At 58.9% G+C, this 25,935-nt stretch carries 22 protein-coding genes and 1 tRNA gene; 8 read left to right on the top strand and 15 right to left on the bottom strand.

Features of this window, described 5'->3' with window-relative positions:
- Positions 1-38 precede the first annotated feature (38 nt).
- The 5 genes from ACA057_RS12445 to ACA057_RS12425 all read right to left on the bottom strand — a co-directional run bounded on the left by ACA057_RS12445 (position 39) and on the right by ACA057_RS12425 (position 4,791).
- Positions 39-284: a 4Fe-4S dicluster domain-containing protein gene (locus ACA057_RS12445; protein WP_497348708.1), complete on the bottom strand. Its 246-nt coding sequence runs from the start codon at positions 282-284 to the stop codon at positions 39-41.
- 26 nt (positions 285-310) lie between these two features.
- On the bottom strand, positions 311-2,041 hold the full coding sequence (locus ACA057_RS12440; protein WP_497348706.1) for a fumarate reductase/succinate dehydrogenase flavoprotein subunit: 1,731 nt from the start codon (positions 2,039-2,041) through the stop codon (positions 311-313).
- Complete coding sequence (locus ACA057_RS12435; protein WP_497348704.1) at positions 2,038-2,790, bottom strand: GntR family transcriptional regulator; 753 nt, start codon at positions 2,788-2,790, stop codon at positions 2,038-2,040. The genes ACA057_RS12440 and ACA057_RS12435 overlap by 4 nt, the downstream gene beginning before the upstream one ends.
- Before the next feature lie 131 nt (positions 2,791-2,921).
- Positions 2,922-3,887 carry a Gfo/Idh/MocA family protein gene (locus ACA057_RS12430; RefSeq protein ID WP_497348702.1) on the bottom strand — a complete coding sequence of 322 codons (966 nt, stop codon included), beginning with the start codon at positions 3,885-3,887 and terminating at the stop codon, positions 2,922-2,924.
- Positions 3,888-3,903: 16 nt separating this feature from the next.
- Positions 3,904-4,791 (bottom strand): Dyp-type peroxidase, encoded by an 888-nt coding sequence (locus tag ACA057_RS12425; RefSeq protein WP_497348700.1) that lies wholly within the window; start codon positions 4,789-4,791, stop codon positions 3,904-3,906.
- 259 nt (positions 4,792-5,050) lie between these two features.
- Here ACA057_RS12425 and ACA057_RS12420 point away from each other — a divergent pair, with 259 nt between their 5' ends.
- Both ACA057_RS12420 and ACA057_RS12415 read left to right on the top strand, forming a co-directional pair.
- Entirely contained in the window at positions 5,051-6,676 is a 1,626-nt protein-coding gene (locus ACA057_RS12420) for an NADP-dependent glyceraldehyde-3-phosphate dehydrogenase (protein ID WP_497348698.1), read from the top strand.
- 47 nt (positions 6,677-6,723) lie between these two features.
- Positions 6,724-7,764, top strand: a complete 1,041-nt coding sequence (locus ACA057_RS12415) for an FUSC family protein (protein WP_497348696.1) — start codon at positions 6,724-6,726, stop codon at positions 7,762-7,764.
- A gap of 30 nt (positions 7,765-7,794) precedes the next feature.
- Here the strand turns inward: ACA057_RS12415 and ACA057_RS12410 are convergent, their stop codons facing one another.
- Complete coding sequence (locus tag ACA057_RS12410; protein WP_497348694.1) at positions 7,795-8,685, bottom strand: DMT family transporter; 891 nt, start codon at positions 8,683-8,685, stop codon at positions 7,795-7,797.
- A gap of 135 nt (positions 8,686-8,820) precedes the next feature.
- On the opposite strand from ACA057_RS12410, the gene ACA057_RS12405 reads away from it, so the two are divergent.
- Positions 8,821-9,258 (top strand): Lrp/AsnC family transcriptional regulator, encoded by a 438-nt coding sequence (locus ACA057_RS12405; RefSeq protein WP_090183345.1) that lies wholly within the window; start codon positions 8,821-8,823, stop codon positions 9,256-9,258.
- A gap of 65 nt (positions 9,259-9,323) precedes the next feature.
- Here ACA057_RS12405 and ACA057_RS12400 read toward each other — a convergent pair whose 3' ends face one another.
- Entirely contained in the window at positions 9,324-9,995 is a 672-nt protein-coding gene (locus ACA057_RS12400) for a Bax inhibitor-1/YccA family protein (RefSeq protein ID WP_008006561.1), read from the bottom strand.
- A 123-nt stretch (positions 9,996-10,118) separates the two neighbouring features.
- Here ACA057_RS12400 and ACA057_RS12395 point away from each other — a divergent pair.
- Together ACA057_RS12395 and ACA057_RS12390 are read left to right on the top strand one after the other, a co-directional pair.
- Positions 10,119-10,206 (top strand) — tRNA-Ser (locus ACA057_RS12395).
- 1,044 nt (positions 10,207-11,250) lie between these two features.
- On the top strand, positions 11,251-12,267 hold the full coding sequence (locus ACA057_RS12390) for a zinc-binding dehydrogenase (protein ID WP_497348692.1): 1,017 nt from the start codon (positions 11,251-11,253) through the stop codon (positions 12,265-12,267).
- A gap of 73 nt (positions 12,268-12,340) precedes the next feature.
- Here ACA057_RS12390 and ACA057_RS12385 read toward each other — a convergent pair whose 3' ends face one another.
- From ACA057_RS12385 to ACA057_RS12350, 8 genes are all read right to left on the bottom strand, one after another.
- Positions 12,341-13,021, bottom strand: coding sequence for a GntR family transcriptional regulator (locus ACA057_RS12385; RefSeq protein WP_169369564.1), 681 nt, complete (start codon positions 13,019-13,021; stop codon positions 12,341-12,343).
- 126 nt (positions 13,022-13,147) lie between these two features.
- Positions 13,148-14,203, bottom strand: a complete 1,056-nt coding sequence (locus ACA057_RS12380) for an ABC transporter permease (protein WP_169369562.1) — start codon at positions 14,201-14,203, stop codon at positions 13,148-13,150.
- Positions 14,196-15,707, bottom strand: coding sequence for a sugar ABC transporter ATP-binding protein (locus ACA057_RS12375; protein ID WP_497348689.1), 1,512 nt, complete (start codon positions 15,705-15,707; stop codon positions 14,196-14,198). The genes ACA057_RS12380 and ACA057_RS12375 overlap by 8 nt, the downstream gene beginning before the upstream one ends.
- Before the next feature lie 85 nt (positions 15,708-15,792).
- Positions 15,793-17,034 carry a sugar ABC transporter substrate-binding protein gene (locus ACA057_RS12370; protein ID WP_497348687.1) on the bottom strand — a complete coding sequence of 414 codons (1,242 nt, stop codon included), beginning with the start codon at positions 17,032-17,034 and terminating at the stop codon, positions 15,793-15,795.
- An 83-nt stretch (positions 17,035-17,117) separates the two neighbouring features.
- Positions 17,118-18,623, bottom strand: a complete 1,506-nt coding sequence (locus ACA057_RS12365; RefSeq protein WP_497348685.1) for an aldehyde dehydrogenase — start codon at positions 18,621-18,623, stop codon at positions 17,118-17,120.
- 139 nt (positions 18,624-18,762) lie between these two features.
- Positions 18,763-20,040, bottom strand: coding sequence for a carbohydrate porin (locus tag ACA057_RS12360; RefSeq protein WP_497348683.1), 1,278 nt, complete (start codon positions 20,038-20,040; stop codon positions 18,763-18,765).
- 125 nt (positions 20,041-20,165) lie between these two features.
- The gene (locus tag ACA057_RS12355) at positions 20,166-21,338 is read right to left on the bottom strand and encodes an iron-containing alcohol dehydrogenase (protein ID WP_497348681.1); all 1,173 of its coding nucleotides are present in this window, start codon (positions 21,336-21,338) and stop codon (positions 20,166-20,168) included.
- 41 nt (positions 21,339-21,379) lie between these two features.
- Complete coding sequence (locus ACA057_RS12350; RefSeq protein ID WP_497348679.1) at positions 21,380-22,531, bottom strand: glycerol dehydrogenase; 1,152 nt, start codon at positions 22,529-22,531, stop codon at positions 21,380-21,382.
- Between the two features lie 223 nt (positions 22,532-22,754).
- Here ACA057_RS12350 and ACA057_RS12345 point away from each other — a divergent pair, with 223 nt between their 5' ends.
- Genes ACA057_RS12345 through ACA057_RS12335 form a run of 3 tightly spaced genes read left to right on the top strand, consistent with a single transcriptional unit; the run spans position 22,755 to position 25,898 of the window.
- Entirely contained in the window at positions 22,755-24,359 is a 1,605-nt protein-coding gene (locus ACA057_RS12345) for a GMC family oxidoreductase (RefSeq protein WP_497348677.1), read from the top strand.
- A 15-nt stretch (positions 24,360-24,374) separates the two neighbouring features.
- Positions 24,375-25,175 carry a shikimate dehydrogenase family protein gene (locus ACA057_RS12340; RefSeq protein WP_497348675.1) on the top strand — a complete coding sequence of 267 codons (801 nt, stop codon included), beginning with the start codon at positions 24,375-24,377 and terminating at the stop codon, positions 25,173-25,175.
- Between the two features lie 30 nt (positions 25,176-25,205).
- Positions 25,206-25,898 carry an SDR family NAD(P)-dependent oxidoreductase gene (locus ACA057_RS12335; RefSeq protein WP_497348673.1) on the top strand — a complete coding sequence of 231 codons (693 nt, stop codon included), beginning with the start codon at positions 25,206-25,208 and terminating at the stop codon, positions 25,896-25,898.
- Positions 25,899-25,935: the final 37 nt, after the last annotated feature.

The raw sequence follows: 25,935 nt of genomic DNA, 5'->3' as shown, positions 1-25,935 counted from the left end.
GCCTCATCGCTGGCCTGCCAGCGATGGCGTCCTTTCAGTCACCGCAGTAAATAAGGGATTTCGACGTTCACCGCCCCGGTCGGGCAGTCCTTTTCACACGGCATGCAGTACCAGCATTCGTCGAAGGCCATGTAGGCCTTTTGTGTTGCCGGGTTGATCGCCAGCAAATCCATCGGGCAGACGTCGACGCACACGGTGCAGCCCTTGTGAGCGATGCACAGGTCCTCGTCGACCGTGACGGGGGCGTTGGAACGGAAGAAGATTTCCTGGGGTTGATAGGCCATTTCGCGGTCTCTCTCTGGTGTGTTGCTCAGGCCGCAAAGGCACCGACCCGCAGCCGGTCGTAGGCCTGCATTTCATCGGCATCCAGCGGGATGATGTAAGGCTCGACGGCTTTCTTGAAGCTGCTCATCTGGCCGTTTTCGTCCTTCTTCAGATGGCAATGGCAGAACCAGTCGCTGTCGTTGCGTTGCGGGTGATCGACCCGATAGTGGTAAAGCCCCCAGCGACTTTCGGCGCGGAACAGCGAAGCGCGGGCGGCCATTTCGGCGCAGTCGCGGATCATGCTGACTTCCATGGCGCGCATCAGTTCGTGGGCGTTGTGGGCCTTGATCTGATCGAGATCACGCTGGATATCGCTGAAGCGTTGCAGGCCTATTTGCATCTTCTTGGTCACTTTCGGCGGTTGCAGGTAGTCGTTCACGAAGCGCCGCAGCTTGTACTCGACCTGGGCCGGTGGCAGACCGTGTTCCCGATCCAGTGGCGCGTAGACCCTTTGTTTTTCCGTTTCGATCTGCTCGGCATCGACGCTTGAAAACTCGCGTCTGGCGACAAAATCCGCCGCATTGGTGCCGGCAAACCAGCCATAGGTGAACGCGCCGAGCATGTAGTTGTGCGGCACGGCGGCCATATCGCCCGCCGAGTACAAACCCTTGACCGAGGTTTCAGCCTTTTCGTTGACCCACACCCCCGACGCCGAATGCCCGCTGCAAAAACCGATTTCGGAGATGTGCATCTCGACCATCTGCGTGCGGTAATCGGTGCCGCGATTGGCGTGGAACTGGCCACGACTCGGGCGTTCGTTGCTGTGCAGGATCTCTTCGATGTTCTGGATGGTTTCCTCGGCCAGGTGATCGAGCTTCAGGAACACCGGGCCATTGCCGCTTTCGAGTTCCTGGTGGAACTCCCACATCATCTGCCCGCTCCAGTAGTCACATTCGATGAAGCGTTCACCTTTGTTGTTGGCGGTGTAGCCGCCCAATGGACCGGTGACATAGGCGCAGGCCGGGCCGTTGTAGTCCTTGATCAACGGGTTGATCTGGAAGCATTCGAGGTTCGCCAGCTCGGCGCCGGCGTGATAAGCCATGGCGTAACCGTCGCCGGCATTGGTCGGGTTTTCGTAGGTGCCCATCAGGTAACCCGAGGAAGGCAAACCCAGGCGTCCGGCGGCGCCGCAGCAAAGGATCACGGCTTTGGCCTTGATCACGTGGAAGTCCGCCGTGCGGCAGTCGAAACCCATCACGCCGTTGACCGCGCCCTCTTCGTCCGTCAGCAAGCGCGTGCAAACCAGCCGATTGGTGATGCTCACCCGCGCCCGTTTCAACTGGCGGTACAGGACTTTTTTGATGTCGTGTCCTTCCGGCATCGGCAGCACGTAGGCGCCCATGTGGTGGACCTTTTTCACCGCGTAGTCGCCGGTTTCGTCCTTCTCGAACTTCACTCCCCAGCGATCCAGTTGCTCGATGGTTTCAAAGCTGTGGGTCGCATAGGCGTAGACCGCCGCCTGATTGACGATGCCGTCGTTGGCGATGGTGATTTCCTTGGTGTACTGCTCCGGCGTCGAGTGGCCGGGAATGATCGCGTTGTTCAGGCCGTCCATGCCCATGCTGATCGCGCCGCTACGCTTGACGTTGGCCTTGTCGATCAGCAACACGCGCAAATCGCGGTTGCGTTCCTTGGCCTTGATCGCTGCCATGGGACCTGCGGTGCCGCCGCCGATCACGACGATGTCGTATTCCTGTTCCAACGTGCTGCGCGTCATGCCTGCTCCCCTTTTTGCCGGTCGATCCGCAGGCGGTACTGGAAGGCATCGCCACGGTAGTAAAGGTGTTCGAAGTCCACTGGCCGGCCTTCGGCGTCGTGGGTCAGACGCTCGATGCGCATGATCGGCGAGCCGGTTTCGACGTTCAGGGCCTGGGTCAGGTCGCTGTCGGCCAACACCGCGTCGATGGCCAGATCGGCATGACCGAGGGTCAGGCCACAGTCGTTTTCCAGGATTAGGAAGATGTCGCGGGTGACCAGATCGGCCTTTTCCAGACGCTCACCGATGTCTTTGGGCAAGTAGGTGATTTCCAGCGAGATCGGCTCGCGATTGATCAGCCGTACGCGTTTGATCTGCGCCACGGTTTCACCTTCGGCAACCTGCAAACGCTCGGCGACGAGTTTGTCGGCGGCGATGAATTTGAAGCTTCGCAGGCGGTTGATCACTTCGTAGCCGCGACCGGTCATGGACTCGGCCAGGCCTTGCAAGGTGCTGACGTTCTGGAAGGTTTTCGGCTTGGCAACGAAGGTGCCTTTGCCATGGATCTTGAAAATCAGCCCTTCCTTTTGCAGATCGCCGAGGGCCTGGCGCACGGTGATGCGGCTGACTTTGAACAGCGCCCCCAGCTCACTTTCCGAAGGCATCTGGCTGCCTTGCGGGTATTCGCCGTCGAGGATACGGGTGCGCAACACATCCCGCAGTTGGGTGTACAGCGGGACGCTGCCAAGGGATAGAACGTTATCGGTCATGGAAGATCACTTGTTATAACGAGTTATGACGTGATCTTAGAGAGACAGTGCGGGGGTTGAGAAATATTGTTTAAGCATAAGGTTAGATTCACGCGCAGCCGTGTAGCAGCTGTCGAGGCTGCGAGGCTGCGTTAGCGTTTGAGGATCTGGTCCATTATCCGATCGGTTTTCAGCGCTTGTTCCGCCACCGCCGGGTGCAGCGCCTCACCCCGAATGTGCGCGTTCATGCCCAGCACGTGATGCCACTGAATGTGCGCGTGATTGTCGATGTGCAGGCTGAGTGTTTCATCGGCTTCCAGCACCACCGGCTGTTCATCAAACACGGCAAAACTGATCCGCCCTTGGCTGCCAATCACCTCGACCCGATCTTCGCGGCGATCCGCAACGAAGTTCCAGCAGCCCATGCCCAACGCGCCCGAAGCAAACCGCCAACTGGCGCTGACGGCATCTTCAGCGGCATACAACCCGGCCTGCTGCGCGGTAAACCCGGCAACGTCGACGATGTCCCCGAGCAAATACTGAAACAGGTCAAAGCCATGGCTGGCCAGGTCGGCGAAATACCCACCGCCGGCAATCACCGGATCGGTGCGCCAGTTGTGGGCGCCGTTGAGATCATCGGCCGATGGGGTTTTGATCAAGCTCCAGGTCAGGTGCCGGACCTCACCGATCCGCCCTTCCTCAAGCCACTGCCGCACTTGCTGAAAGCGCGGCAGCGAACGTCGGTAGTAGGAAACGAACAGATGCAGGCCGGCCTCGGCAAAGGCCGTTTGCATCTCCAGGCTTTGCCCGGCGTTCAGCGACATGGGTTTTTCGACGCAGCAATGTTTGCCGGCGGCGGCCACCCTCAAGGCATAAACGTGATGACTGGCCGGTGGCGTGGCGATGTACACCGCGTCGACCTCTGGATCATTGATCAACGCTTCAGCGTCGGTGTAGAACCTGGCGATGCCATGGCGCGCGGCATAATCGCTGACCGCGTCCAGCCGTCGCCCCATCACCGCCACCAGCGCCGAGCCAGGTGCCTTGTAGAAGGCCGGCCCGCTCTTGCGTTCGGTGACATCCCCGCAACCAATCATGCCCCAGCGCACCACGTTCATAGTCACTCCTTGATCGTTAGCCGACGCGCAATGCGCGCAGGTCCAGATGACCGTCCTTGAGTGGCGGGCACCAGTAATAGCCGCCAGTGATCGGGCGGCTGATGCGGTACAAACCGTCGGTGATGCCGTCTTCCAGACCGCTCATGCGCCGCAGTTGGGCTTCGAAGGCGTCGAGGGAGAAACCGAACGCCAGGAACATCAGGCCAGCGCGCTCACCTTCGATCCACGGCATAGAGCGACGGACCACGAACGCTTCGGGGGCGAAGCTTTCCTGGGCGGTGCGTTTGACGTGGGCGGAGATCGGCGCGTCGTCGAGTTCTTCGTTGTCGCTCAAGCGACGGCCCATGATGTTGTCCTTCTCATGGGACGGCATCGCGTGGAAGCCTTTCAGGTCGTGCTGCCATTGCTGGATCGCGGCGAAGCTGCCACCGACCGTACCATCAGCGCCCTCACCCACCAACGCGGCGGCCACGGCGGCTTCGTCGTGCGGGTTTTCGGTGCCGTCTTCGTAGCCGGTCAGGTCGTGGCCGGTGAGGTGGCGGAAGGTTTCGTTCATCTGCACCAGGCGCAGGGCCGGCGCCAGCGCGGCTTCAATGGCGTTGCTGCGATTGAGCAATTCGCCACGGTCGACACCGTGCAACCAGCACCACAGCGCGTGTTGGGTCGACGGGTTGTCGACGCCGACACCGGTCAGCGCCGGAAACGGACGCAGGCCTTCGATGTGGCCATGCAGGGCTTTTACCAGGGATTCACCGAAACCGACCACCGCCGACTTCCCGTCCACCAACCCCTGCAATTTGTCGAGCGCCGCTGGCAATGCAGCGGCGGATTCGAGGGCGAAGAACATATGACGGGCTTGAGGCGGAACGGGGGTGGCGAGAATGCCCGGCTGGTAGTAACTCATATGAACTCCTTTAGAAAGAGCGCGAAGTTTAACCGCAGCGTCGGCCGTTGTGTGTTCCCAGGTCAAAAGATCACGTTTCAACAAGCGGGCAAAGCAGTCTACGCTTGAGGCACAAGATCCAGACCTCCAGCCCTCTACTCTGCCCATCAGCGCTCAATACCAGTTAAAAAGTCGAGCCATTAAGGCGTATAACCTTTCAAGTGACATTCGCAACTGCAAGCCGCCAATGCATGGCTGACATCACACATGGGGTAGCGACATGACCACAGCACATATCCTTGGCAACCTGTTTCCCGATGCAAGCGACATCCCGGAAAAATACCGCCTCGACGGCCAGACCGAACAGCGTGAATACCTGGTCGACGGTGAACTGAAAACCTGGAATGGCCCCCTCGCCCAAGTCCGTAGCCCGGTGTACCTGACCGGCGAAAAGGGCGACGAACAAGTGATCCTCGGCAGCACGCCGCTGCTGGATGCCGACACCGCATTGACTGCCCTCGACGCCGCCGTCCGCGCCTATGACCGGGGCCAGGGCCTTTGGCCGACCCTGCGCGTGGCCGAACGCATCCAGCACGTCGAAGCGTTTCTGCGGCGCATGCGCGAACAGCGCGAAGCCGTGGTCAAGCTGCTGATGTGGGAAATCGGCAAGAACCTCAAGGACTCGGAAAAAGAGTTCGACCGCACCTGCGACTACATCGTCGACACCATCAACGCCCTCAAGGAACTCGACCGTCGCTCCAGCCGTTTCGAACTGGAACAGGACACGCTCGGCCAGATCCGCCGCGTACCGCTGGGCGTAGCGTTGTGCATGGGGCCTTACAACTACCCGCTGAACGAAACCTTCACCACGCTGATTCCGGCGTTGATCATGGGCAACACCGTGGTGTTCAAACCGGCCAAGCTCGGCGTGCTGTTGATTCGCCCACTGCTGGAGGCCTTCCGTGACAGCTTCCCGCCCGGCGTCATCAACGTCATCTACGGCAGCGGCCGCGAGACTGTCAGCGCGCTGATGGCCAGTGGCAAGATCGATATTTTTGCCTTCATCGGCACCAACAAGGCCGCCAGCGACCTGAAAAAACTCCATCCAAAACCGCACCGCTTGCGCGCGGCACTGGGGCTGGATGCGAAGAACCCCGGCATCGTGTTGCCGGAGGTCGATCTGGACAATGCGGTCAGCGAAGCGCTCACCGGCTCATTGTCGTTCAACGGTCAGCGCTGCACCGCGCTGAAAATCCTCTTCGTCCACGAAGACGTGGTCGACGCCTTCATCGAGAAATTCAACGCCAAACTGGCCGCGTTGAAACCGGGCATGCCGTGGGACAGTGGCGTAGCCCTGACACCGCTGCCGGAGTCGAGCAAGGTCGACTACCTGCACTCGCTGGTGGCGGACGCGGTCAGCAAAGGCGCGACCGTGGTCAATCCCAACGGCGGCGAAGCCCGCGCGTCATTCTTCTACCCCGCCGTGTTGTACCCGGTGACCCCGCAAATGCGCGTTTATCAGGAAGAACAGTTCGGCCCGGTCATCCCGATCGTGCCGTACCGTCATCTCGACACGGTGATCGATTACGTCCTGGAATCGGACTTCGGCCAGCAGCTGAGTATCTTCGGCACCAACCCGGTGGCGGTCGGTCGGCTGGTGGACACCTTCGCCAACCAGGTCGGCCGGATCAACCTCAACGCCCAGTGCCAGCGCGGCCCGGACACCTTCCCGTTCAACGGTCGCAAAAACTCCGCCGAAGGCACGTTGTCGGTGCATGACGCGCTGCGGGTGTTTTCGATCCGCACTCTGGTGGCGACCAAGTTCCAGGAGACCAACAAGGAGCTGATCAGCGAGATCATCAGCGGCCGCAGTTCGAGCTTCCTGACCACCGATTACATCTTCTGAGGAGACCGAGCCTGAGTACATTCAGAGCCAACCGACTGCCACCGTTGATGCGCCGGTTACTGCGTCCGTTGCTGGACCCGTATCGGCGTTATCGCCACGCCCGGGTTATCCATGCGGTCAGAGTGTCGCTGGGGTTGCTGGCCACGATTCTGCTGACCACCGGGATCAACCTGCCCCACGGCGAGTGGGCTTCGGTGACGATGCTGGTGGTGATCGGCGGCTTGCAGCATCACGGCAACATCGGCAAAAAAGCCGCCGAGCGCGCCATCGGCACCTTGATCGGCGCGGGCGTCGGCTTACTGCTGGTGGCGCAACAAGCCTGGCTCGGGTTGCCATGGCTGACCTATTTCGCGATGGCCGTGGTCTGCGGGTTCTTCTCGTACCACGCCATCGGCAAGGGCGGTTACACCGCGCTGCTGTCGGCGATTACCGTGTTTATTGTCGCCGGGCATGGTGACAACCCGATCACCGACGGGTTGTGGCGCGGGGTCGACATCCTGATCGGCATCGCCCTGGCCCTGGCGTTTTCCTTCGCCCTGCCGCTCTACGCGGTTTATTCGTGGCGCTACAACCTGGCCGATGCCTTGCGCGATTGCGCGACGATTTATGGACGCATCATCAATGGCCAATCGGTCAGCGACGACGAACACCACAAACTCGTGGGCCGCCTGAACACCGTGATGGTGCAACTGCGCTCGCTGATGCCGTCGGTGTCCAAGGAAGTGCGGATTTCCATGACCGAACTCGACGCCATCCAGCGCCACCTACGGATGTGCGTCAGCACCTTGGAAATCCTCGGCAACACCCGACCGGACGCCAATGATCCCGAGGCCATGGCCCATCTGCAATCGGCCTTGAAAACCGAGCATCGGCTGGTTCGCGTGCAACTGATCGGTATGGCCCGAGCGCTGAAATCCGGCGTGACCCAGCGGCTCAGTCGGCCTGTTGAACTGCCGTCGGACTCAACTTTGGATACACCGGTGTACAGCCCTCTGGACGGCTACCGATTGCTGGTCCGGCAACTGGCGGCCAACATCGGCGAGATGCGCCAGCGACTGGCCAAGACGGCACCGCGCTGGAACATCTGACACCCGCCTCGCTCCTACAGGGGTTATGCGTTAGACGGCGACTCGCCGAAACTTCAGGCTCCAGCCCTGTTGCATCCCGGCGGCGGCCAGCAGAATCGCGGCGACGCCGATCCATTGCAGCGGCTCCAGGCGATGGCCGAAGGCAAACCAGTCAACGAAAATGGCCGCAATCGGGTAGATGAACGACAGCGCACCGGTCAGTGCCGTCGGCAGTTTTTGAATCGCGCCGTAGAGCAGCACGTACATCACACCGGTGTGCACGATGCCCAGGGTCACCAGGCTGGCCCAGGCACTCGGCGCTTGCGGCAGTGCGGAAAAGTGCGCGAAGGGGGCGAGCAGCAGGACCCCGGTGGTGACCTGGATCAGCGCGATCAAATGCGGTGGCGTACCGGTCAGGCGCTTGATGATCAACGCGGCAACCGCGTAGAGGAACGCGGCGCCCAGCGCCAATGCGATACCCATCAGGTAATTATTGCCGCTTTCGCCTTGTCCGCCATGCGCGCTGACAATCGCTAACATCCCCAGAAACGAGATGCCCAGCCAGAACAGTTTCTGCAGGGTGATTTTCTCGTTCAGGAACAGCGCGGCCAACCCCACCAACATGAACGGCTGAACGTTGTACACCGCCGTGCCGATGGCAATCGAGGCGCGGGAGTACGACGCGAACAACAGCACCCAGTTGCCGACAATCGCCACGCCGCTGAGCACCGCCAGCAGGAAGGTGGTGCGGGTCAAAATGCCGGGGCGCAGGAAGCCGAATGCCGCGCAAATCAGCAACAAGGTGCCGGCGCCGAACACGCAGCGCCAGAACACCACGTCCAGCACCGGTTGCCCGGACACCAGCACGAACCAGCCGATGGTCCCGGAGATCAGCATGGCGGCGGTCATTTCGAATGACCCGTGACGAATTGATTTGTCCATCATCAGACTCCTGTGTTTGAGGCCAAAGTATGCCAATCCGCCGAGTGCCTTCTCCAGCGCAAAAATCAGGCTAAACTCGATTTCTGCCTTTTTTATCAAGGCGATTTCAATGAACGGCCTAATAGGGGATTTGCCATGACCGACGACATCGACCAAGTGCTGATCAGCGCATTGATGGAAGACTCGCGGCGCTCGCTCAAGGCCCTGGCGAACATCAGCGGCCTGTCTTCGCCCAGCGTCGCCGAGCGTTTGCGCCGGCTGGAAGAGCGCGGCGTGCTCAAGGGCTACACCGTCGAGATTGATCCCAAGTGCTTCGGCTATCAACTGCAGGCCATCGTGCGCATCCGCCCGCTGCCAGGCCAGTTGCAGGAAGTGGAACGGCAGATCCAGGCCATCCCGGAATTTACCGAGTGCGACAAGGTAACCGGCGACGACTGCTTCATCGCTCGCCTGCATGTGCGCTCGATGGAACAACTCGACACCCTGCTCGACCGCCTTAACACCCACGCCGAAACCAACACGGCGATCGTCAAGAAAACCCCGGTCAAACGCCGCTTGCCACCGATGGCGTAACCCGCCAGCCGAATCGCAGGCAATAAAAAACCCGCCGTGGCGGGTTTTTTACTCAAGGCTGTCGATTAATCATCGCGGCTCATGATGCCGAACAGTTGCAACAAGCTGACGAACAGGTTGTAGATCGATACATACAGGCTGATGGTCGCCATGATGTAGTTGCGCTCGCCGCCGTGAATGATGGCGCTGGTCTGGAACAGAATGCAGACCGAGGAAAACAACACGAAACCTGCGCTGATCGCCAGTTGCAGACCGCTGATCTGGAAGAAGAAGCTCGCCAGCGTCGCACCCAGCAGCACGAAGAAGCCTGCGGTGATGAAACCACCGAGGAAGCTCATGTCCTTGCGAGTGATCAGCACATAGGCCGACAGACCGCCGAACACCAGCGCAGTCATCGCGAAAGCCGAACTCACGACTTCAGCACCGCCCTGCATGCCCAGGTAACGGTTGAGGATCGGGCCGAGCAGGAAACCCATGAAACCGGTCAGGGCAAATGCCGACACCAGGCCCCAAGCCGAATCACGGAGTTTGTTGGTGAGGAAGAAAAGGCCGTAGAAGCCGATCAGCACCACGAAAATATTCGGGTAACCGACACGCATCTGCTGAGCGACAAACGCCATCACGCCGCTGAATGCGAGAGTGAGTGCGAGTAAGCCGTAAGTGTTGCGCAGGACGCGGCTAACCTCTAGCTGCTCAGCCTGCACGCTGTTATTAACTGCGTAATCCTGTTCGCGCATGGCGACACTCCTGTTGGTTTGAAACGTTCAGTCGCAAAGATCATAACAGACGCCCTGTAACAAGCTATGCAGAGAGTTTGACAGTGTGTTTCATTCAGGTATTATGGCGCCCGCAACGCAAACGGAGGTGTGGCCGAGTGGTTTAAGGCAACGGTCTTGAAAACCGTCGACTGTAACAGGTCCATGAGTTCGAATCCCATCGCCTCCGCCATATTTGTACCGACAAAGCCCTGATTATTCAGGGCTTTTTCGTTTCTGGCTTTTGGCCAATCTGCCAGCCCACACTTCAGCCCACACCTTGGATGAAGTATCACTTTTCGACCAGCGGCTGGTTTCCGAACGATCTCTGCCTGTAGTGACAGCCCTAAAGAATCGGTTTTCCGAACTCTACATTCGGGCATTAGCCCGCAGCGTGGACAACCGCGACGCTCACAGAGACGGGGGCTGTTCGAGCCTGTCATGGTTGGACAAGGCGGCGTGTCCTATCCGAATTGACTGTAGATGCGCGGTGTCTTACCAAGACAGCGGAGCCTGCAAGGACTCATGCAATGAAGTCGTGCTGCTGTGATGGTACGGCCAGGTGTTTCTCGACAAGCTGGATGAGGCAATGCAAATGCTGGCAGGAGCCGGGGGGGCGAGTCGACAGGTAGAACGCAGCATCGTTGGTCGTTGCGAATTGGCTACACAGGTCTGGTCAGCGATCTGGTACTACCACGCCTGATCTGCGAATTCCGGTACCAGCACCCTGCCATCGGACTCGACATCTGCTAGTTCAGTATTCAGATTAGAAAATGAGTGGTTTGTAGAAATAGAGGTTTTTTCAGAATGAGATAAGATCCGCTCGAGCGGCGTGCGCTGATCCCAATGGCGAGTCAGCAAGAGCCTCAAGTGGAATTGCTTAGGGCCTTCCTGGAGGGCGACGCGGGATAATAAAACTCCGCACCCTCGGCGTCGGACCGCTGATCGCCCTGCTGCTGAATAAAATCGTCCCGACAAAAAGCAAAGTACACAGTGATGAGCAACTGCCAGCCAACGACTCAGTGTTGATCGACAGCAAACATGAATAATCAGTGGTACCTAGAATTACGTCGAGTTAATTGATGATTCCTGATCACAATACCTTTGCGTAAATCAACGTTCTCCCCATGGATGCCTGAAGGGATACTACCGGACTTAAGTGTGGCGCACCCATGACCACTCGAAGCCTGTTACCAGATTGAAATAGCTTCAATCCGGCCTTTCATGAGGACTCACGATGCACGCTGATTTCGCCGCCTGGTCCTGGACCGCTGGTCAAGGTATCTACGGATTACAACTGATCCGCAAACCCCTTGTGCAACCTGGCCCGGGCGAGGTTCTGATTGCCAACCGAGCGCTGGCGCTTAACCCGGTGGACTGGAAAATCATCGAGTGGGGCCATCCGACATGGAAGACCGGCCATGTGCCCGGCGTGGATGGCATGGGCGTTGTGGTTGCCTGCGGTGCCGGAGTTCCAATCAAACCAGGGACTCGCGTGGCGTATCACCAGTCACTGGAACGCGATGGCAGTTTTGCCGAGTTCTGTTTGCTCGATTCCGCGACCGTCATGACGGTACCGGCCGCGCTCGATGACGCCATCGCCGCGTCGCTCCCCTGCCCCGGCCTGACCGCCTGGCAAGCATTAAACAAAGTACCGGTTAGCGGGCCGAGCGATATGTTGGTGGTCGGTGCCGGTGGCGCGGTGGGCCTGCTATTAGTGCAACTGGCAGTACAACGTGGTTGCCGAGTGTGGGCAACGGCGGCCACAAAGCATCATGCGAACTTAAAAGCGCTGGGTGCCGTTGGCGTGTTCGACTACCAGGATCGCAACTGGCAGCAAAACCTTCAAGCGAGCCTGGGTGAGCGTCGCCTCAAGGTTGTATTCGATACTGTCAGTGGCGCGCATGCGGCGGCCCTGGCACCTTTGCTGGGTTACAACGGTCATCTGGTGTGTATTCAGGATCGGCAGGAAACTGCACCGTTGCCGGCCTTCAGCACCGCGATTTCCCTGCATGAGGTTGCGCTCAACAGCTTCCATTCCTACGCAAGCCTGGGCGATCGACAACTGCTTCGAGACGCTGGCGAACACCTCCTCGAAAGCATGCTGGGCGGTCGCCTGACCGTACCTGAACGTCGAATCTTTGATTTTCGTAACCTTCCTGAAGCCCTGCTGGCTCTCAAGCAAGGTGGCGAAGGTGGAAAATGGATTGCCCTGTTGAACGAGTCAGGCGTCACGCCTTCCGGACAGCCGTAAAAAGAAATCGCCCGAGGCTCTTTTAGGGAGCCCTCGGGCGACAGATCAGCATGACCGAACGGAGGCGCTCTGGTTATACCTCCGCGAGATTTTCCTTTTTCTCCAGCCAATCGATCATCAGCTCACCCCAAGCGATGTCCGCTTGCAGCGCGTCTTTGGCCTTGGTCGAGTCGCGGGTGCGCAAACCTTCCAGCACTTCGAAATGCTTGTGTTTGGCACTGGCCAGCTCCCGCTTGGGGACCTCGGCGTGAAACCGGCTCAGCAGCGGCCCCATGATAACCCACATATTTTCGAGTGTTTTCGACACCACGGGCATGCGTGCCGCAGAGATCAACCCGAAGTGAAACTCCCGGTTGAGCAACGCCGCTTGTTTGTAATCGACCGTTACCGCTTTCTGGAACGCATCCTGAATGGCTTCGAGTTTCTCCAGTTCAGGTCGGGTGATCCGCTGGGCCGCTACACCCGCCGCCTCGCCTTCCAGCAAATGGCGGATCAGCTGGATTTCACGCAACTGGCTGACCGTCAGCTCAGGCACATAAATCGAGGTCGCGGCTTTCATGTCTAGCGCATGGTCGCTGACCAGACGGAAAATAGCTTCCCGCACGGGGGTGATCGAAACACCGAATTCTTCGGCCAGTGTGCTGATGCGCAACCGGTCTCCGGGTTGGTATTGCCCGTCCATCAACGCGGTGCGGATGATGGAATACACCCGTTCGCTCAAGTTGCCTTTATCAATGGGCTTATGCACGGTCACTGTTACTCGATCTCCATGGTCGATTACTGTGCGTCGGGCGACAGACTTGTGAATCTGCCGACCTGAAACGTCGATAACGCATCATACATCATCAACTTGCGCCTGCCACTCCGGCTGACGACTTGCTTATATGCGTGCATCGCGCCGACCGACGCCTTGCAACAACACCGCGATGACAATAATCGCGCCTTTGATGATCTGTTGTGGATAGGCCGGCACACTCAGCAAGTTCATGATGTTGCCGATCAACCCCAACACCAGCACACCCACGACGGTGTAGAAAATCGTGCCTTTGCCACCGGACAGCAGTGCCCCTCCGATTACGCAAGCGGCGATGGCGTCCAGTTCCAGGGCCATGCCGGCGCTGGGTGTGGCTACACCTGAGCGCGAAGCAATCACCACCCCGGCCAATGCTGCCAGGCCGCCGCAAATACCATAGGCGGCCAGTTTGTAGCGCTCCACCGGAATACCCGCCAGGCGCACAGCGGTTTCATTGCTGCCACTGGCAATGGTCAGGCGGCCATAGGCGTTGTAGCGTAGGATCAAGGCAAATACCACCGTCACCAGCCCCGCCAGCCACACCGGCCACGGGATCCCCAGCACGCCGTCGGCCAACCGGCCGAAATCACGTAACAGCTGGGCACTGACCAGTCTGTCATCCAGCCGTTGTGGCTGACCGTTGGACAGGATGAACGCAAGGCCACGAGCAACCGTCATCATGGCCAGGGTCGCGATAAAAGGGGCCATGCGGAAGTACGCGATAAAGGTGCCTGTCACCAGCCCCATCAGGACACCGGCCGCCACCGCAATCGCCACAGCCAGCAGTAACCCGAAACCACCTTCAACCGGAAGCACATTGAGGGTCATCGCAACCACGATTCCACCCACGGCAGCGACCGAGGCAACGGACAAATCGATGCCCGCTGTCAGGATCACAATCAACATGCCGATGCTGACCAGCAGCAACGGCGTCAATTGGCGCAACAGGTTGCCGAGGTTCTGATACGTGAAGAAGTCCGCCGAGAGCACGCTGGCGACGACGGCCAGTACCACCAGCATCACCAGCGCGTTGTGTTCTAGAAACAGACGCTGTAACGAACGACGGCCTGCCCGGCTTTCTCGAGCGTGATTGTTTTCCTGCAAAAGCTCGGCCGTGGCCAGCTTGGAATTAGGGTTACTCATGGTGCTCGACTCCCATTGCCAGGCAAATCATTTCTTGTTCTTTAATGCGCTCGCCCACCAGTTCGCCAGCGATCGCGCCTTCTCGCATCACCAGCACGCGATCACACATGCCGATGATTTCAATCATTTCCGAAGAGACCATGATGATCGCCACGCCCTGTTCAGCGAGGTCATTGATGACCCGGTAGATTTCCGTTTTCGCGCCAACATCTACGCCACGGGTAGGCTCGTCGAGAATCAGCACGCGGCAGCCCGCATCGACCCACTTCATCAGGGCGACTTTCTGTTGATTACCCCCTGACAGGTCACCGACCAACTGCTCGATCGAATGCGTCTTGACCGCCAGTTGCTGGCGCAAGGCTTCGATACCCTGGGTCTCCCGGCCATTGGCAATCCAACCCATACGCCCGGTATAAGGGCTGTCGGGACGCAGCGCGCCGTTGACCCGTATAGACATCTCCAGCAACACGCCTTGTTGCTTGCGGTCCTCGGGCAACAGGCCGATGCCGTTGGTAATAGCTTCCCGTGGTGTTCGGTTGTGTATCTCCCGGCCATCGAGGTACAGCGCGCCGGAGGTTTTCCGATCAGCCCCGAAGATCGCGCGCATGGTTTCGGTACGTCCGGCACCGACCAGCCCACAAAAGCCGAGGACTTCTCCCGCCCGTACCTCAAAGCTCACATCGCGCACCAGACGTCCCGCGCACAGGTGCTCGACCTTCAGCAACACCTCGCCGATGCATGGAGGGCGCGGCGGGAACAGGTCACTCAGTTCGCGACCAATCATCATCTCGATCAAGCCACGCTCGGTAATGTCAGCCAGTTCCAGTGTGCCGACCGTCTTGCCGTCCTTGAGCACCGTGGCGCGATCGCAGATCCGGAAAATTTCATCCATGCGGTGCGAGACATAAACGATGCACGCGCCTTTGCGGCGCAATTCATCGAGGATTTTGAACAGCTTCTCGGCCTCATGGGAGGTAAGCACTGCCGTCGGCTCGTCGAAGACCAGCACCGATGAGTTACGCGACAGTGCCTTGCAGATCTCCACTGCTTGCTGGTATGCCACCGGCAAACTACCAACCGACTGGCGCACATCGATATCGCTGAAACCCAGTTCATCGAGAATCGCCCGAGCTTTTTTGCGCATGGCGGCCCACTGGACAAACCCCTTGCTCTTGCCCAGATCATCGATGCAGATGTTCTCGGCCACCGATAAATGCGGGGCCAGGGCGAACTCCTGGTAGATGATCGAAATACCCAGCTTGAGCGCATCGCCGGGTTTGCGAATATCGACTTTCTCGCCGTTCAGGCTGACCCCTCCGGCATCACGCACATAGGCCCCGGAAAGAATCTTCATCAAGGTTGATTTGCCGGCACCGTTCTCGCCCATCAGTGCGTGGATTTCCCCCGCACGGGCCGAAAAATTCGCGCTGTTCAGGGCACTGATACCTCCGAACTTTTTCGAGATGTCGAGCATCTCTACGGCAGGTTTGTGCATCGCGTTCATTGTGTTCACCGTCTATAAACTGTCGCCATTCGAGCTGTGGCCGCCGTCAAACACAGCAGCCCCAGGCCGGTTCAATCGTGCGAAATTACTTCATCGCGGTTTTGATCTGCTCGATGGAGCGGAACGGCGGGACGGTTTCGGTGGATGGCGGCAAGCTGTCGGCCTTGATGTAGGTGTCGACGTTGTCCGGTGTGATCAGCGTGACCGGGAAGTACGACGCTAACGGCAGGTTGTTGGCATCCAGTCCCTTGTCGAGAATCTGGTGGATCAACTCGATGGCGGCCACACCGGTTTCCGAACCACTGTTGGTGGCACTTACCAGCAACTTGCCTTGCTTGATCAAGCCCAGCGCCACGCGAAAGCTGCCGGCGGCGGAAGCGACCATGACGCTGTTTTTCTTACCGGCATTTTCCAGGGCATTGATCGCGCCAATGGCAATGAAGTCGTTCTCTGCCAAGACCAGATTGAGTTTGTCACCCTGGGACGAAAGGATGTCTTCCGTGGCCGCCAGCCCACCCTCTTCGGTCCAGTCACCACGACCCCAGGCGAGTACGTTGAAGCCACCTTCCGACCAGCTGAAGCTGCCCTTGGCCTTGACCTGCTGGAACAGTTTGAAGCCCTTGAGCATTGCGTCTTCTTTGGAAAGTCCCAGCTTCCGCTCTTGCGAGCGCGCATAAACGATCCCGGAGATCATGCCGTTGAGGCGGCTTTCGGAGGTCGAGTTGCCCATCACCCCAATGACCATGGCGGCGTTGATCACCTTGGCCGGATCGGTCTTGGCCGCAACGTAACGCCCTGCCTCGAATCCACTGCCGTACGGATTGCCGGTGCTGGTGGTGATCACCGGCGCGCGTGCGTCCGGGGCGGTACCGACGGTGATCACCGGAATCCCGGCCGCCACCGCCCGCTCGACATCCGATACCGAACCGAGAACATCGGTTGGGTCAATCACGATCAGATCGACGCCCAGGGTGATGAAGTTATCGACCTGGGCACTCTGCTTGGCGACATCGCTGTCAGCCACTTGCAGCTCAATATCGTAGTTGTACTTCTTCGCGATGGTTTTCGAGTCGTCGATCATCGAGACAAACCAGGGGTTGCCGAGGGTGATTTCAGTCCAGCCGATACGCAAACGCTCGCCCTTCTTTTTCAGTGGCAAGGCTTTGTTGATCGAGGTGCGATCCGGCATGTCAGGATCAATCACGCCCGACAATGCGGTGTTAGGTATCAAACTGTAGATTTCATGTTTGGGAGCCGCCCAGGCGTGGGTGCCGATGAGGCTCGCCAGGGCCAATGTGGTGATCGAACGAACAGCTGACAGCTTCATAATTATTATTCTCCAGTGCGCTGATTTTGATCGGTGATGCAGGTGCTGTTTGTTTCAAACAGCACCGATTTCTCGTTTAAGGCTCAGGCCTGCAAATCGATCCAGGCGGATTTAAGTTCCGAGTACTTGTCCAGTGCGTGCAGCGAGCGGTCGCGCCCGTTGCCCGATTGCTTGTACCCGCCAAACGGCATGGTGATATCGCCACCGTCGAAGCAGTTGACCCAGACGCTGCCGGCGCGCAGAGAGCGGATGATCGAGTGGGCACGGGACAGGTCGCTGGTCCAGAGACTGGCGGCCAGGCCATAGGGCGAATCATTGGCGATGCGCACGGCGTCCAGGTGATCCTTGGCGTTGATCACCGACAGCACTGGCCCGAATATTTCTTCCCGGGCGATGGTCATGTCGTTAGTGACATTGTCGAAGATCGTCGGCGGGATGAAGAAGCCATCGGCCAAGGCGCCGCTGGCACGTTCACCTCCGAGGATGATGCGGGCGCCCTCTTCCGAGCCTTTCTTGATGTAACCGAGCACGCGATCCATCTGCGCCTTGTCGACCATGGCACCCAACTGCGTGGCCGGGTCGAGTGGGTCGCCGACGGCGATGGTCCGCGCCACCTTCAAGACTTCGGCAACAAACTCCTTGCGAATGCCTTGCTCGACAATCAGGCGCGAAGGCGCTACACACACTTCTCCCTGGTTGAAAAACATGGATTTGGCAGCGGTGGCGGCGGCTTTTTCCAGGTCGCGACAGTCATTGAGAATGATGTTCGGGGTCTTGCCGCCACACTCCAGCCAAACCCGTTTCATGTTCGACTGGCCGGAGTACTGCAGGAACAATTTGCCGACTTCACCGGAGCCAGTGAACACCAGCGTATCGACATCCATGTGCAGGCCCAAGGCACGGCCTGCGGTAGGACCGAACCCCGGCAGCACGTTGAACACACCCGGTGGAATGCCCGCCTGCGCGGCCAGGTTGGCGATACGTAGTGCGGTCAACGGCGATTGTTCGGCCGGTTTGAGGATTACCGAGTTACCCATTGCCAGGGCTGGGGCAACTTTCCACATCGCCATCAACATGGGGAAATTCCACGGGGTCACGGCAGCGACCACGCCAATGGCTTCGCGGGTAATCATCCCCAGCGCGCCTGGTCCCGATGGGGCGATTTCGTCGTAGACCTTGTCGCAGCATTCGGCATACCACTGCAGGCATTCGAGCACCGCATGTACATCGAAACCGGCGCTTTCGGACACGGGTTTGCCCATGTCCAACGTCTCGAGCAATGCCAGTTCGGTCATGTGTTGCTCGAACAACGCCGCAAAACGCAGCATGACTTTTTTGCGCTCCTTGGGTGCCAATTGCGACCACACGCCGCTATCGAACGCCTGGCGGGCGATCTTCACGGCGACATCGACGTCTTCGGCCTGGCAGGACGCGACGTAATTCAGCACCTGGCCGTTGCGCGGGGAAATATTGGCAAAAGTTTCTCCACTCAGGGCGTCGACAAAACGGCCATTGATGAAGGCTTGCCCTGGCAGGTTAAGGGCGGCGACACGCTGCTGGACCGCAGCGATATCAACGAGAGTGTTCATGCTGTTGCGTCTCCTGTTTTTATTTTAGGCGTAGGCGCCCAACGACGATATATCATGCATTATTGAAATCGCAAGCGAAGAAATGCCCTGAATCAGGGTGTTTTCTTCACAAGTTCTGTTCGTTAAACCGTGTAATCCTTTAGAAACTGACCTCGGTTTTCAGTCCGAACACCACGACGCTTTTATCCCCACTCAGCCCGCCAGGATTGACGACGTATTGCACGTTGGGCCGCAGGGTCAGGGCCGGTGTCACGCTGACGCCGTAGTACAACTCCATCGGGTATTCAGTGTCCGGTGCCGGTTGGGTGAATGCGTTTTGCTGACGGACGCGCTTGGCGGATTGTGAATTCACCTCGAGACGACCGATTGCCAGGCCGATTTCATCCTGCGGACGCGCGGCAAACGGGCCGGTGATAAACGCGCCGACGTGAAAGACCTTTTCCACGTAGGACACGTCGCGATCCGATTGAATGAAATTGGCAAACAGGGTCAGGCCACGGGCACTGTTATTCGGATCCTGATACACCCGTTGCTCGGCCATGGCGTAGTAACCGTTGGCCTGATCGTGCTGATCCGGCGCATCGCCGGTCAGGCCGATGGGCTGGCCATTGACGTCGTGGTAGACATCGTTGAAGTCACCGGTATTGCGCCAGATCCCTGCTCGATAGCTGCCGGGCAAGCCGTTCAGGGTCGGCTTCCAGGCCAACTCGCCGACCGCCAGATAACCGGTGGTGCCGGACGGGCTGCCAAAATTCAGGCCTTGGGAGTTTTCGGTAAAGCGCGGGTTGACCTGATACAGCGAAGCATTGACGAACAGTTCGTCAGTCAGCTTCGCTGCCACCGCGCCCCCCCATTGGCTGACCGGCCAGGTGAACCAGTTCGGTGTGATGTAACCGGGCACCGCGCCGCAGAACGTCAGGTTTTGAAACTTGCAGGAAAACGGAAATACGTCGCCGCTCATGGGTAAGCGCCCGAGTTTCACCACCAGTCGATCATCCAGTAACGCCTGTTGGTAATAGAACTGCACCAAGCGGGTAACGCTGCCGTAACCGTAGATTTCCTGGGCCGCCAACAAGGTGTTGGTCCCGGCTTCAGCGGTCAAGTTTTCGCCGTTGCGATTGCTGAAGGTCATGCGAAAACTCGCCCCCTGCCAGCCCAACAACTTCTGTAAATCGAAGTTGGTGTCAATCATCAGCTGATCGCTGTAAGTCCCTTTGTGCTCGTCGCCGCCCTGGGTGTTGTAGGCCAACTCGTTAACGTAGTTCAGCTGAAAATCAACACCCTGCTCATGCAAGCGGGTGCGTTCACCGTTCCAATCCCCCAGCAGAAAATTATTCGGCGAGTAACTGGCTGCATGAGCACCCGGTAATACGCAGGCGCTCAAAAGTCCGACGGCAACTATCGTTTTGTTGGTCATTATTATTGTTCCCGAAACTATTTTTATTGTTGGTCTTAGTGTTTTTCGAGCATGCAAAACCCCGCCAACCCAACTGACGGGTCGGTCAATCAACATTCTTTAGAACTTCGTGACAGAGACTTCGGCTAGAAACACATTCTCACTATGTCGGCGACCTCCTCTTTGCTGTTGATCTGTTTCGGATGACAAGCCAGGTCCTGGTTGAAACTGGTCCATACGGTCTGGGCGAAATCATCGATCTGCTCCGGGCGCAAGCCGTAGCTGCGGAAAGTGTCGGTCACACCCAACTGGCTGAACAGTTTTTTCAAGATGTCGGGAAGGCACTCGGCGCGTTCAATCTCGGAAAGGCCCAGCGTCGACGGGTCAAGGATCCCGGCCACGCGCGCGAACTTGTCGGCACATACCGGCAGCGTCCAGCCAATGACATAAGGCGTACTGGCCGCGACAGTGCCGCCATGCGGCGCATCAGTCATCGCCCCCAACGGTTGGCCCAAGGCATGGGAAACCGTTACGCCGGCACTTGCTATCGCCATGCCGCCGAGGGTCGAGGCAAAGGCCATGCGTGCGCGGGCCTCCAGGTCATCGCCGTGCTTTACGCACCGCAGGGCATTGGCGGCGAACAAACGTATCGACTCCAGAGCAACCATTTCCACCCACGGCGTGCAGTGGATGCTGATGTACGCCTCCAGCGCGTGGCAGAAGGTGTCGACAGCGGTCAACGCGGTCAACTTCGGCGGTTTCGAAACCAGAATCTGTGGATCGATCAAGGCGACATCGGGGTAGATGAACGGGTTGACGATGGCGCATTTGAGACCCAGTTCAGGGTTATTGATCACCGAAAAAGGGGTCGCTTCGGTGCCGGTGCCGGAGGTGGTCGGCACCACCAACAATGGCAGCCCACGGCTTTTCGGGCGGGTGACGGCCTCGCCCAGGCGCTCGGTATAGTCCCAACAGCTTCCGCCATGAACGGCAACGAAAGCCACGGCTTTGGCCGAGTCGATAGCGCTGCCGCCGCCCACCGCCACCACCACATCGCAACCAGCGTTGCGAACAAGCTCGACCGCACGATCGATCGTGGTATGCCGAGGGTTGGGCACGATGTCGTAGAACTCGACAAACTCAATGCCGCGTTCGGTAAAACTGCCGGAAATTTGCGCCACCAGGTCACTGCCCTGAAGAAACGGATCAACCATCAAAAAGACCTTTTTGCCGAACGGCTCGACCTTTTCACCCATGCGCTTGATCGCCCCGACTTCGAAATCCAGGGTCAACGGCAGACTTGCCTGAAATGCTTTCATCAGATCACCTTTGGGTTGTGGAAAGTGCACTGCCAACGGTCTCAACCGATCAGCAACGACCCGCCTTTTTTATAGAGTTCGCCCAGATCGCTCGCGGCGATCAGGGCCGCTTTCATTTCATCGAAAGTGACTTCGAACGGTTCGACCTTGCTGGTCTGATTGGGGTCGGCAGCAGTGCGCGCCACGCAATCGAGTTCTTGCGCGGTGATATCGGCCAGGCCCAGGTCTTCGAAGGTAACCGGCAAACCGATACTCAGGCAGAACCTCAGCACCGTATCCAGCTCACGACTGGATTTGCCTTCCAGCACCAGCATCACCAGAACGCCGAAGGCCACGTACTCGCCGTGGTACATCGTCGCCCGGGCACCCAGTTCACTGAACCCGCAATACACCGCATGGGCTGTCGCCACGCCGTTGCTCTCAAAGCCGATGCCACTCATCAGCGCATTGGCTTCGACCACACGGTTGAAGGCTTTGGTCACGCATTGGTTTTCCGCGGCGCGCCTGGCTTGCAGACCATCCTCCAGCAGTACCCGATAACACAGCTCGGCGATGGCCATTGAGGTCAGCGTCGACTTGGCACCGCCGCCGCCCGCCTTCATCCCGGCACCGGCGTTACCGAGAAAATTGTCCCGGTCCGACTCAACACAGGTGCGTGCTTCGAAATACGTCGACAGTGCATCGCCCATTCCGGCCACTAACAGGCGCACCGGGGCTTGGGCGATGATCCAGGTATCGACCACCACCACATCCGGGCTGCGTTCATAGAAAAGGACGTCATCAAACGCTCCCGCTTCGGTGTACAGCACCGAGAGTGAACTGGTGGGGGCGTCGTTGGAAACGATGGTAGGCACGATGCACAGCGGCACCTTGGCCTGATTGGCAACGGCTTTGGCGGCGTCGAGCACCTTGCCCCCGCCGACACCAATCACCCCGTCGCATTCAAGGGTATTGATGCTTGCCGTCAGCCGCTGGATTTCCTGACGCGTCACTTCGCCGGAAAAAATGCCGTAGTGCAGTTGCGTGAGTTCGGCATCGAAACTGGCACTCAGGGTCTGTCTCAGGCTGTCGAGGCGGCCCTGGGTGGTGATCACTAAAAAACGCCGACCGAACCAGGCCACATGCCGGTGCAGTCGATCAAGCTCCTTGTAGCCCTGGATATAGCGGCCGGGTGCAGCAAACATTTGAGTCATGTCATCGTCATCCTGGCCTCGTCGTGGAGGCTTTTTGTTATTGCTTTGAGGACGTTTGCGAGAGACTCAGCTCTCGGCGGATCGATGATATATCATATTTAATTTTCAACTACCAAGCGCTTTTTTGCGAGACGCACCGCCGTGAAAAACCCGGGATTGACGCTTGGGGGGCACCAAGATATATGATGCATGAAAATAAGAACAACACTGTTCGGAGGAAGGCATGCACGATTACGTTGTCATTGGAGGCGGTTCAGCGGGCTGCGCGTTGACCGGCCGCCTGATCGAGGCCGGCGCCTCGGTTCTGCTCATTGAGGCCGGCCCTCGAGATACTCATCCGCTGATCCACATCCCCGCCGGATTCACCCGGCTGCTGTCCAGCTCACTGTTGTCGCGCCACGAAACCCAACCGCAAACGGCCATGGACGGGCGCAAGCGCATTCTTCCCCAGGGTCGGGTGCTGGGCGGTGGGAGCTCGGTGAATGCGCTGATTTATATCCGCGGCCAGCACGAGGATTACGACGACTGGGCTGGCGCAGGCTGCGACGGTTGGTCGTTTCGCGAAGTGCTGCCGTACTTCAAGCGTGCCGAAGACAATGAGCGCTTCGACAATGGTTACCACGCTACCGGTGGCCCGCTGGGTGTCTCGGACCTCAAGCAAGTGTGCGAGTTGTCCCGTGGGGTTGTGCGTGCCGCGCAGCAGGCCGGTATCCCCTTCACGCCCGACTTCAATGGCGAACGCCAGAACGGCGTCGGCTTTAACCAGATCACCGCTCGCAACAATCGCCGCTGCAGCGCCGCCGTGGCGTACCTGCGCGCAGCGGAAAAATCCGATCGTCTGACGGTCGTCACCGACGCCACAGTGCAACGCATCCTGATCGAGGGTGATCAGGCCATGGGGGTCGAGTACACCCATAAAGGCCAGCGGGTCCACGCCCGTGGCAGTAAAGAAGTGATCCTCAGCGCGGGCGCCATTCAGTCACCCAAGTTGTTGATGCTGTCCGGTATCGGCCGGGCTGAAGAACTTGAACGCCATGGCATCCCGTTGCTGCATGAATTACCCGGCGTCGGCCAGAACCTGCAAGACCATGCGGAAGTCGGCACCATTGCCTATTGCCACGGCAAGTACGGTTACTACGGCCAGGACAATGCCTTCAACACGGTCAAGAACGGCCTGCAGTACTTGATGTTTGGCAGTGGTCCTGTCAGTTCGAACGTCACCGAAGCCTGTGCGTTCGTCAACACCGACAACCCACAGGAACGACCGAATGCTCAGATGCATTTCGTGCCCATCGTGTTTTTCGACCTCGATCAGGAGGCCATCAAAAAGCCCGGCGCGACCATAAATACCTGCGTACTACGCCCCATGAGCCGCGGCGAAATCCGCCTGGGCGACAACAAGGCTGGAACGCCGCCGCGCATTGACCCGCGGTATTTCGCCCACCCGGAAGACCGGCGTGTCGCGATCAAGGGCTTGAACCTGTCACGGGAAATTCTCGCGCAACCGGCCATGCGTGCGTACACCGGCGAAGAGGTTTTCCCGGGACTGAGCGTGCGCAGCGATGAAGCGTTGCTGAGCTACATCAACCAGCGCGCCAAGACCGTCTACCACCCGGTCGGCACCTGCAAGATGGGTGACGACGACATGGCCGTGGTCGACCCGCAACTGCGCGTTCGCGGCCTGCGAAATCTGCGGGTGGTCGATGCCTCGATCATGCCCAATCTGATCTCCGGCAATACCAATGCACCGTCCATCATGATCGGTGAAAAAGCCGCGGACATGATCCTCGGGCGAGCCCCGTTGCCAGCCTTCGCATCCCACCTTTGAAAGAGGAATTTCGTTGTGCCTATCAGCGGTAAAACCAAAGTAGTCGTTCATCTGACTTACCCGGCCAAACACCTGCGCACCCCTGAGTTTTTCAACCCATTGCTGGAGCGCCTCGGTCATGACGGCGTGCTGGTGCCTTGGGAAGTCTCACCGGCCAACCTGGCCACGGCGTGGGAAGGATTGCGCGGAATCGAAAACCTGGCGGGCGTGATTGTCACCGTTCCGCACAAGCTGGAGGTGGCGAAGTTGTGTGATGAACTTAAAGGCACGGCCAGTCTGCTGAAGGTGTGCAACGTCGCCAAACGTCTGCCTGATGGGCGCTTCAGCGGGCGCATGTTCGACGGTGACGGTTTTGTCGGCGGCCTTAAAAAACAAGGTCATGACCTGAGTCACAAACGTGTCCTGTTACTGGGTGCGGGGGGCGCGGCCACGGGCATAGCCCATGCATTGCTCGCCGAAGCGATTCAAGAATTGGTAATCAGCAACCGCACACCGGCCAAGGCCGAAGAACTGGCGCGCGAACTGCGGCAGCTTTTCCCTGATCGGCAGATCAATGCAGGCCCCGCCGACGCGACGGGGTTCGATGTGGTGATTAACGGGACCGCGCTGGGTCTCAAAGCCGAGGACCCACTGCCACTGCCCATCGAGACGCTCGCCCCCGGCACGGTGGTCGGCGAAGTGGTGATGAACCCGGACATCACGCCGCTGCTGCGCGCCGCCGCCGAGCGTGGCTGCATCATCCATAAAGGCGCGCACATGATCACTGGCCAGATTGATCTGCTGGCCGAGTTTCTGTTTTCCAAAACCGGCGTTTAAACGCCCTCCTCTCAGACATAAGGAAAAACCATGAAAAAGACTGCAATCGTGACCGGCGGCGGCTCCGGCATCGGCCTCGCTACGGCACAACGCCTGCACGCGGACGGCTATGAAGTATTCACCGTAGGGCTCGGTGAACCCGAGCAACGCATCGAGGGCATTCACTACCAGGAACTGGACGTGACCAACGACGAGGCAGTAACCGTGTTCTTCGAGCAGTTCGAGCGCGTCGACGCCATCGTCAACGCCGCCGGTATCATTGACCACAATCGTGAGTGGGAGCTCGAAGGCTTCAGTCGCGTCATGGACGTCAATCTCACCGCCGTGTTGCGCATCACCAACGCCGCCCTGCCCGGCCTGAAGGCTGCTCGGGGTGCGGTGGTGAATTTCGCCTCGATGTGGGGGATTTTCGGCTCCGCCAAGACCCCGGCCTACGCGTCGAGCAAAGCGGCCATCTCCGAACTGACACGCTGCATGGCGGTGGCGTGGGCGACCGATGGCGTGCGGGCCAATGCCGTCGCGCCGGGCTGGATTCTGACGAATCTGTCGCGTCGTGCGTTTGAAGACCCGGTCCGCTCGGAAGGTATCCTGGCGCGCATTCCGATGAAAAGCTGGGGAGCACCGGAAGACATCGCCAATGTAATCGCCTTCCTGGTGTCGGATAACGCGCGCTACGTGACGGGCACAACGTTGCCGGTAGATGGCGGGTATTCGATCGCCTGACGTCATCTCGTCGCTTGGGTGCTTGACCGTTTAAAAA

The sequence above is a fragment of the Pseudomonas sp. LBUM1661 genome (genome assembly GCF_059695925.1).
The sequence above is the reverse complement of the archived record's forward strand: the minus strand, read 5'-3'. Positions and strand labels throughout refer to the sequence as shown.

Excerpts from the sequence above, each read along its gene's own strand:
- ACA057_RS12445 (WP_497348708.1), bottom strand. The coding sequence starts at position 284 with ATGGCCTATCAACCCCAGGAAATCTTCTTCCGTTCCAACGCCCCCGTC.
- ACA057_RS12440 (WP_497348706.1), bottom strand. The coding sequence starts at position 2,041 with ATGACGCGCAGCACGTTGGAACAGGAATACGACATCGTCGTGATCGGC.
- ACA057_RS12435 (WP_497348704.1), bottom strand. The coding sequence starts at position 2,790 with ATGACCGATAACGTTCTATCCCTTGGCAGCGTCCCGCTGTACACCCAA.
- ACA057_RS12430 (WP_497348702.1), bottom strand. The coding sequence starts at position 3,887 with ATGAACGTGGTGCGCTGGGGCATGATTGGTTGCGGGGATGTCACCGAA.
- ACA057_RS12425 (WP_497348700.1), bottom strand. The coding sequence starts at position 4,791 with ATGAGTTACTACCAGCCGGGCATTCTCGCCACCCCCGTTCCGCCTCAA.
- ACA057_RS12420 (WP_497348698.1), top strand. The coding sequence starts at position 5,051 with ATGACCACAGCACATATCCTTGGCAACCTGTTTCCCGATGCAAGCGAC.
- ACA057_RS12415 (WP_497348696.1), top strand. The coding sequence starts at position 6,724 with ATGCGCCGGTTACTGCGTCCGTTGCTGGACCCGTATCGGCGTTATCGC.
- ACA057_RS12410 (WP_497348694.1), bottom strand. The coding sequence starts at position 8,685 with ATGGACAAATCAATTCGTCACGGGTCATTCGAAATGACCGCCGCCATG.
- ACA057_RS12405 (WP_090183345.1), top strand. The coding sequence starts at position 8,821 with ATGACCGACGACATCGACCAAGTGCTGATCAGCGCATTGATGGAAGAC.
- ACA057_RS12400 (WP_008006561.1), bottom strand. The coding sequence starts at position 9,995 with ATGCGCGAACAGGATTACGCAGTTAATAACAGCGTGCAGGCTGAGCAG.
- ACA057_RS12390 (WP_497348692.1), top strand. The coding sequence starts at position 11,251 with ATGCACGCTGATTTCGCCGCCTGGTCCTGGACCGCTGGTCAAGGTATC.
- ACA057_RS12380 (WP_169369562.1), bottom strand. The coding sequence starts at position 14,203 with ATGAGTAACCCTAATTCCAAGCTGGCCACGGCCGAGCTTTTGCAGGAA.
- ACA057_RS12375 (WP_497348689.1), bottom strand. The coding sequence starts at position 15,707 with ATGAACGCGATGCACAAACCTGCCGTAGAGATGCTCGACATCTCGAAA.
- ACA057_RS12370 (WP_497348687.1), bottom strand. The coding sequence starts at position 17,034 with ATGAAGCTGTCAGCTGTTCGTTCGATCACCACATTGGCCCTGGCGAGC.
- ACA057_RS12365 (WP_497348685.1), bottom strand. The coding sequence starts at position 18,623 with ATGAACACTCTCGTTGATATCGCTGCGGTCCAGCAGCGTGTCGCCGCC.
- ACA057_RS12360 (WP_497348683.1), bottom strand. The coding sequence starts at position 20,040 with ATGACCAACAAAACGATAGTTGCCGTCGGACTTTTGAGCGCCTGCGTA.
- ACA057_RS12355 (WP_497348681.1), bottom strand. The coding sequence starts at position 21,338 with ATGAAAGCATTTCAGGCAAGTCTGCCGTTGACCCTGGATTTCGAAGTC.
- ACA057_RS12350 (WP_497348679.1), bottom strand. The coding sequence starts at position 22,531 with ATGACTCAAATGTTTGCTGCACCCGGCCGCTATATCCAGGGCTACAAG.
- ACA057_RS12345 (WP_497348677.1), top strand. The coding sequence starts at position 22,755 with ATGCACGATTACGTTGTCATTGGAGGCGGTTCAGCGGGCTGCGCGTTG.
- ACA057_RS12335 (WP_497348673.1), top strand. The coding sequence starts at position 25,206 with ATGAAAAAGACTGCAATCGTGACCGGCGGCGGCTCCGGCATCGGCCTC.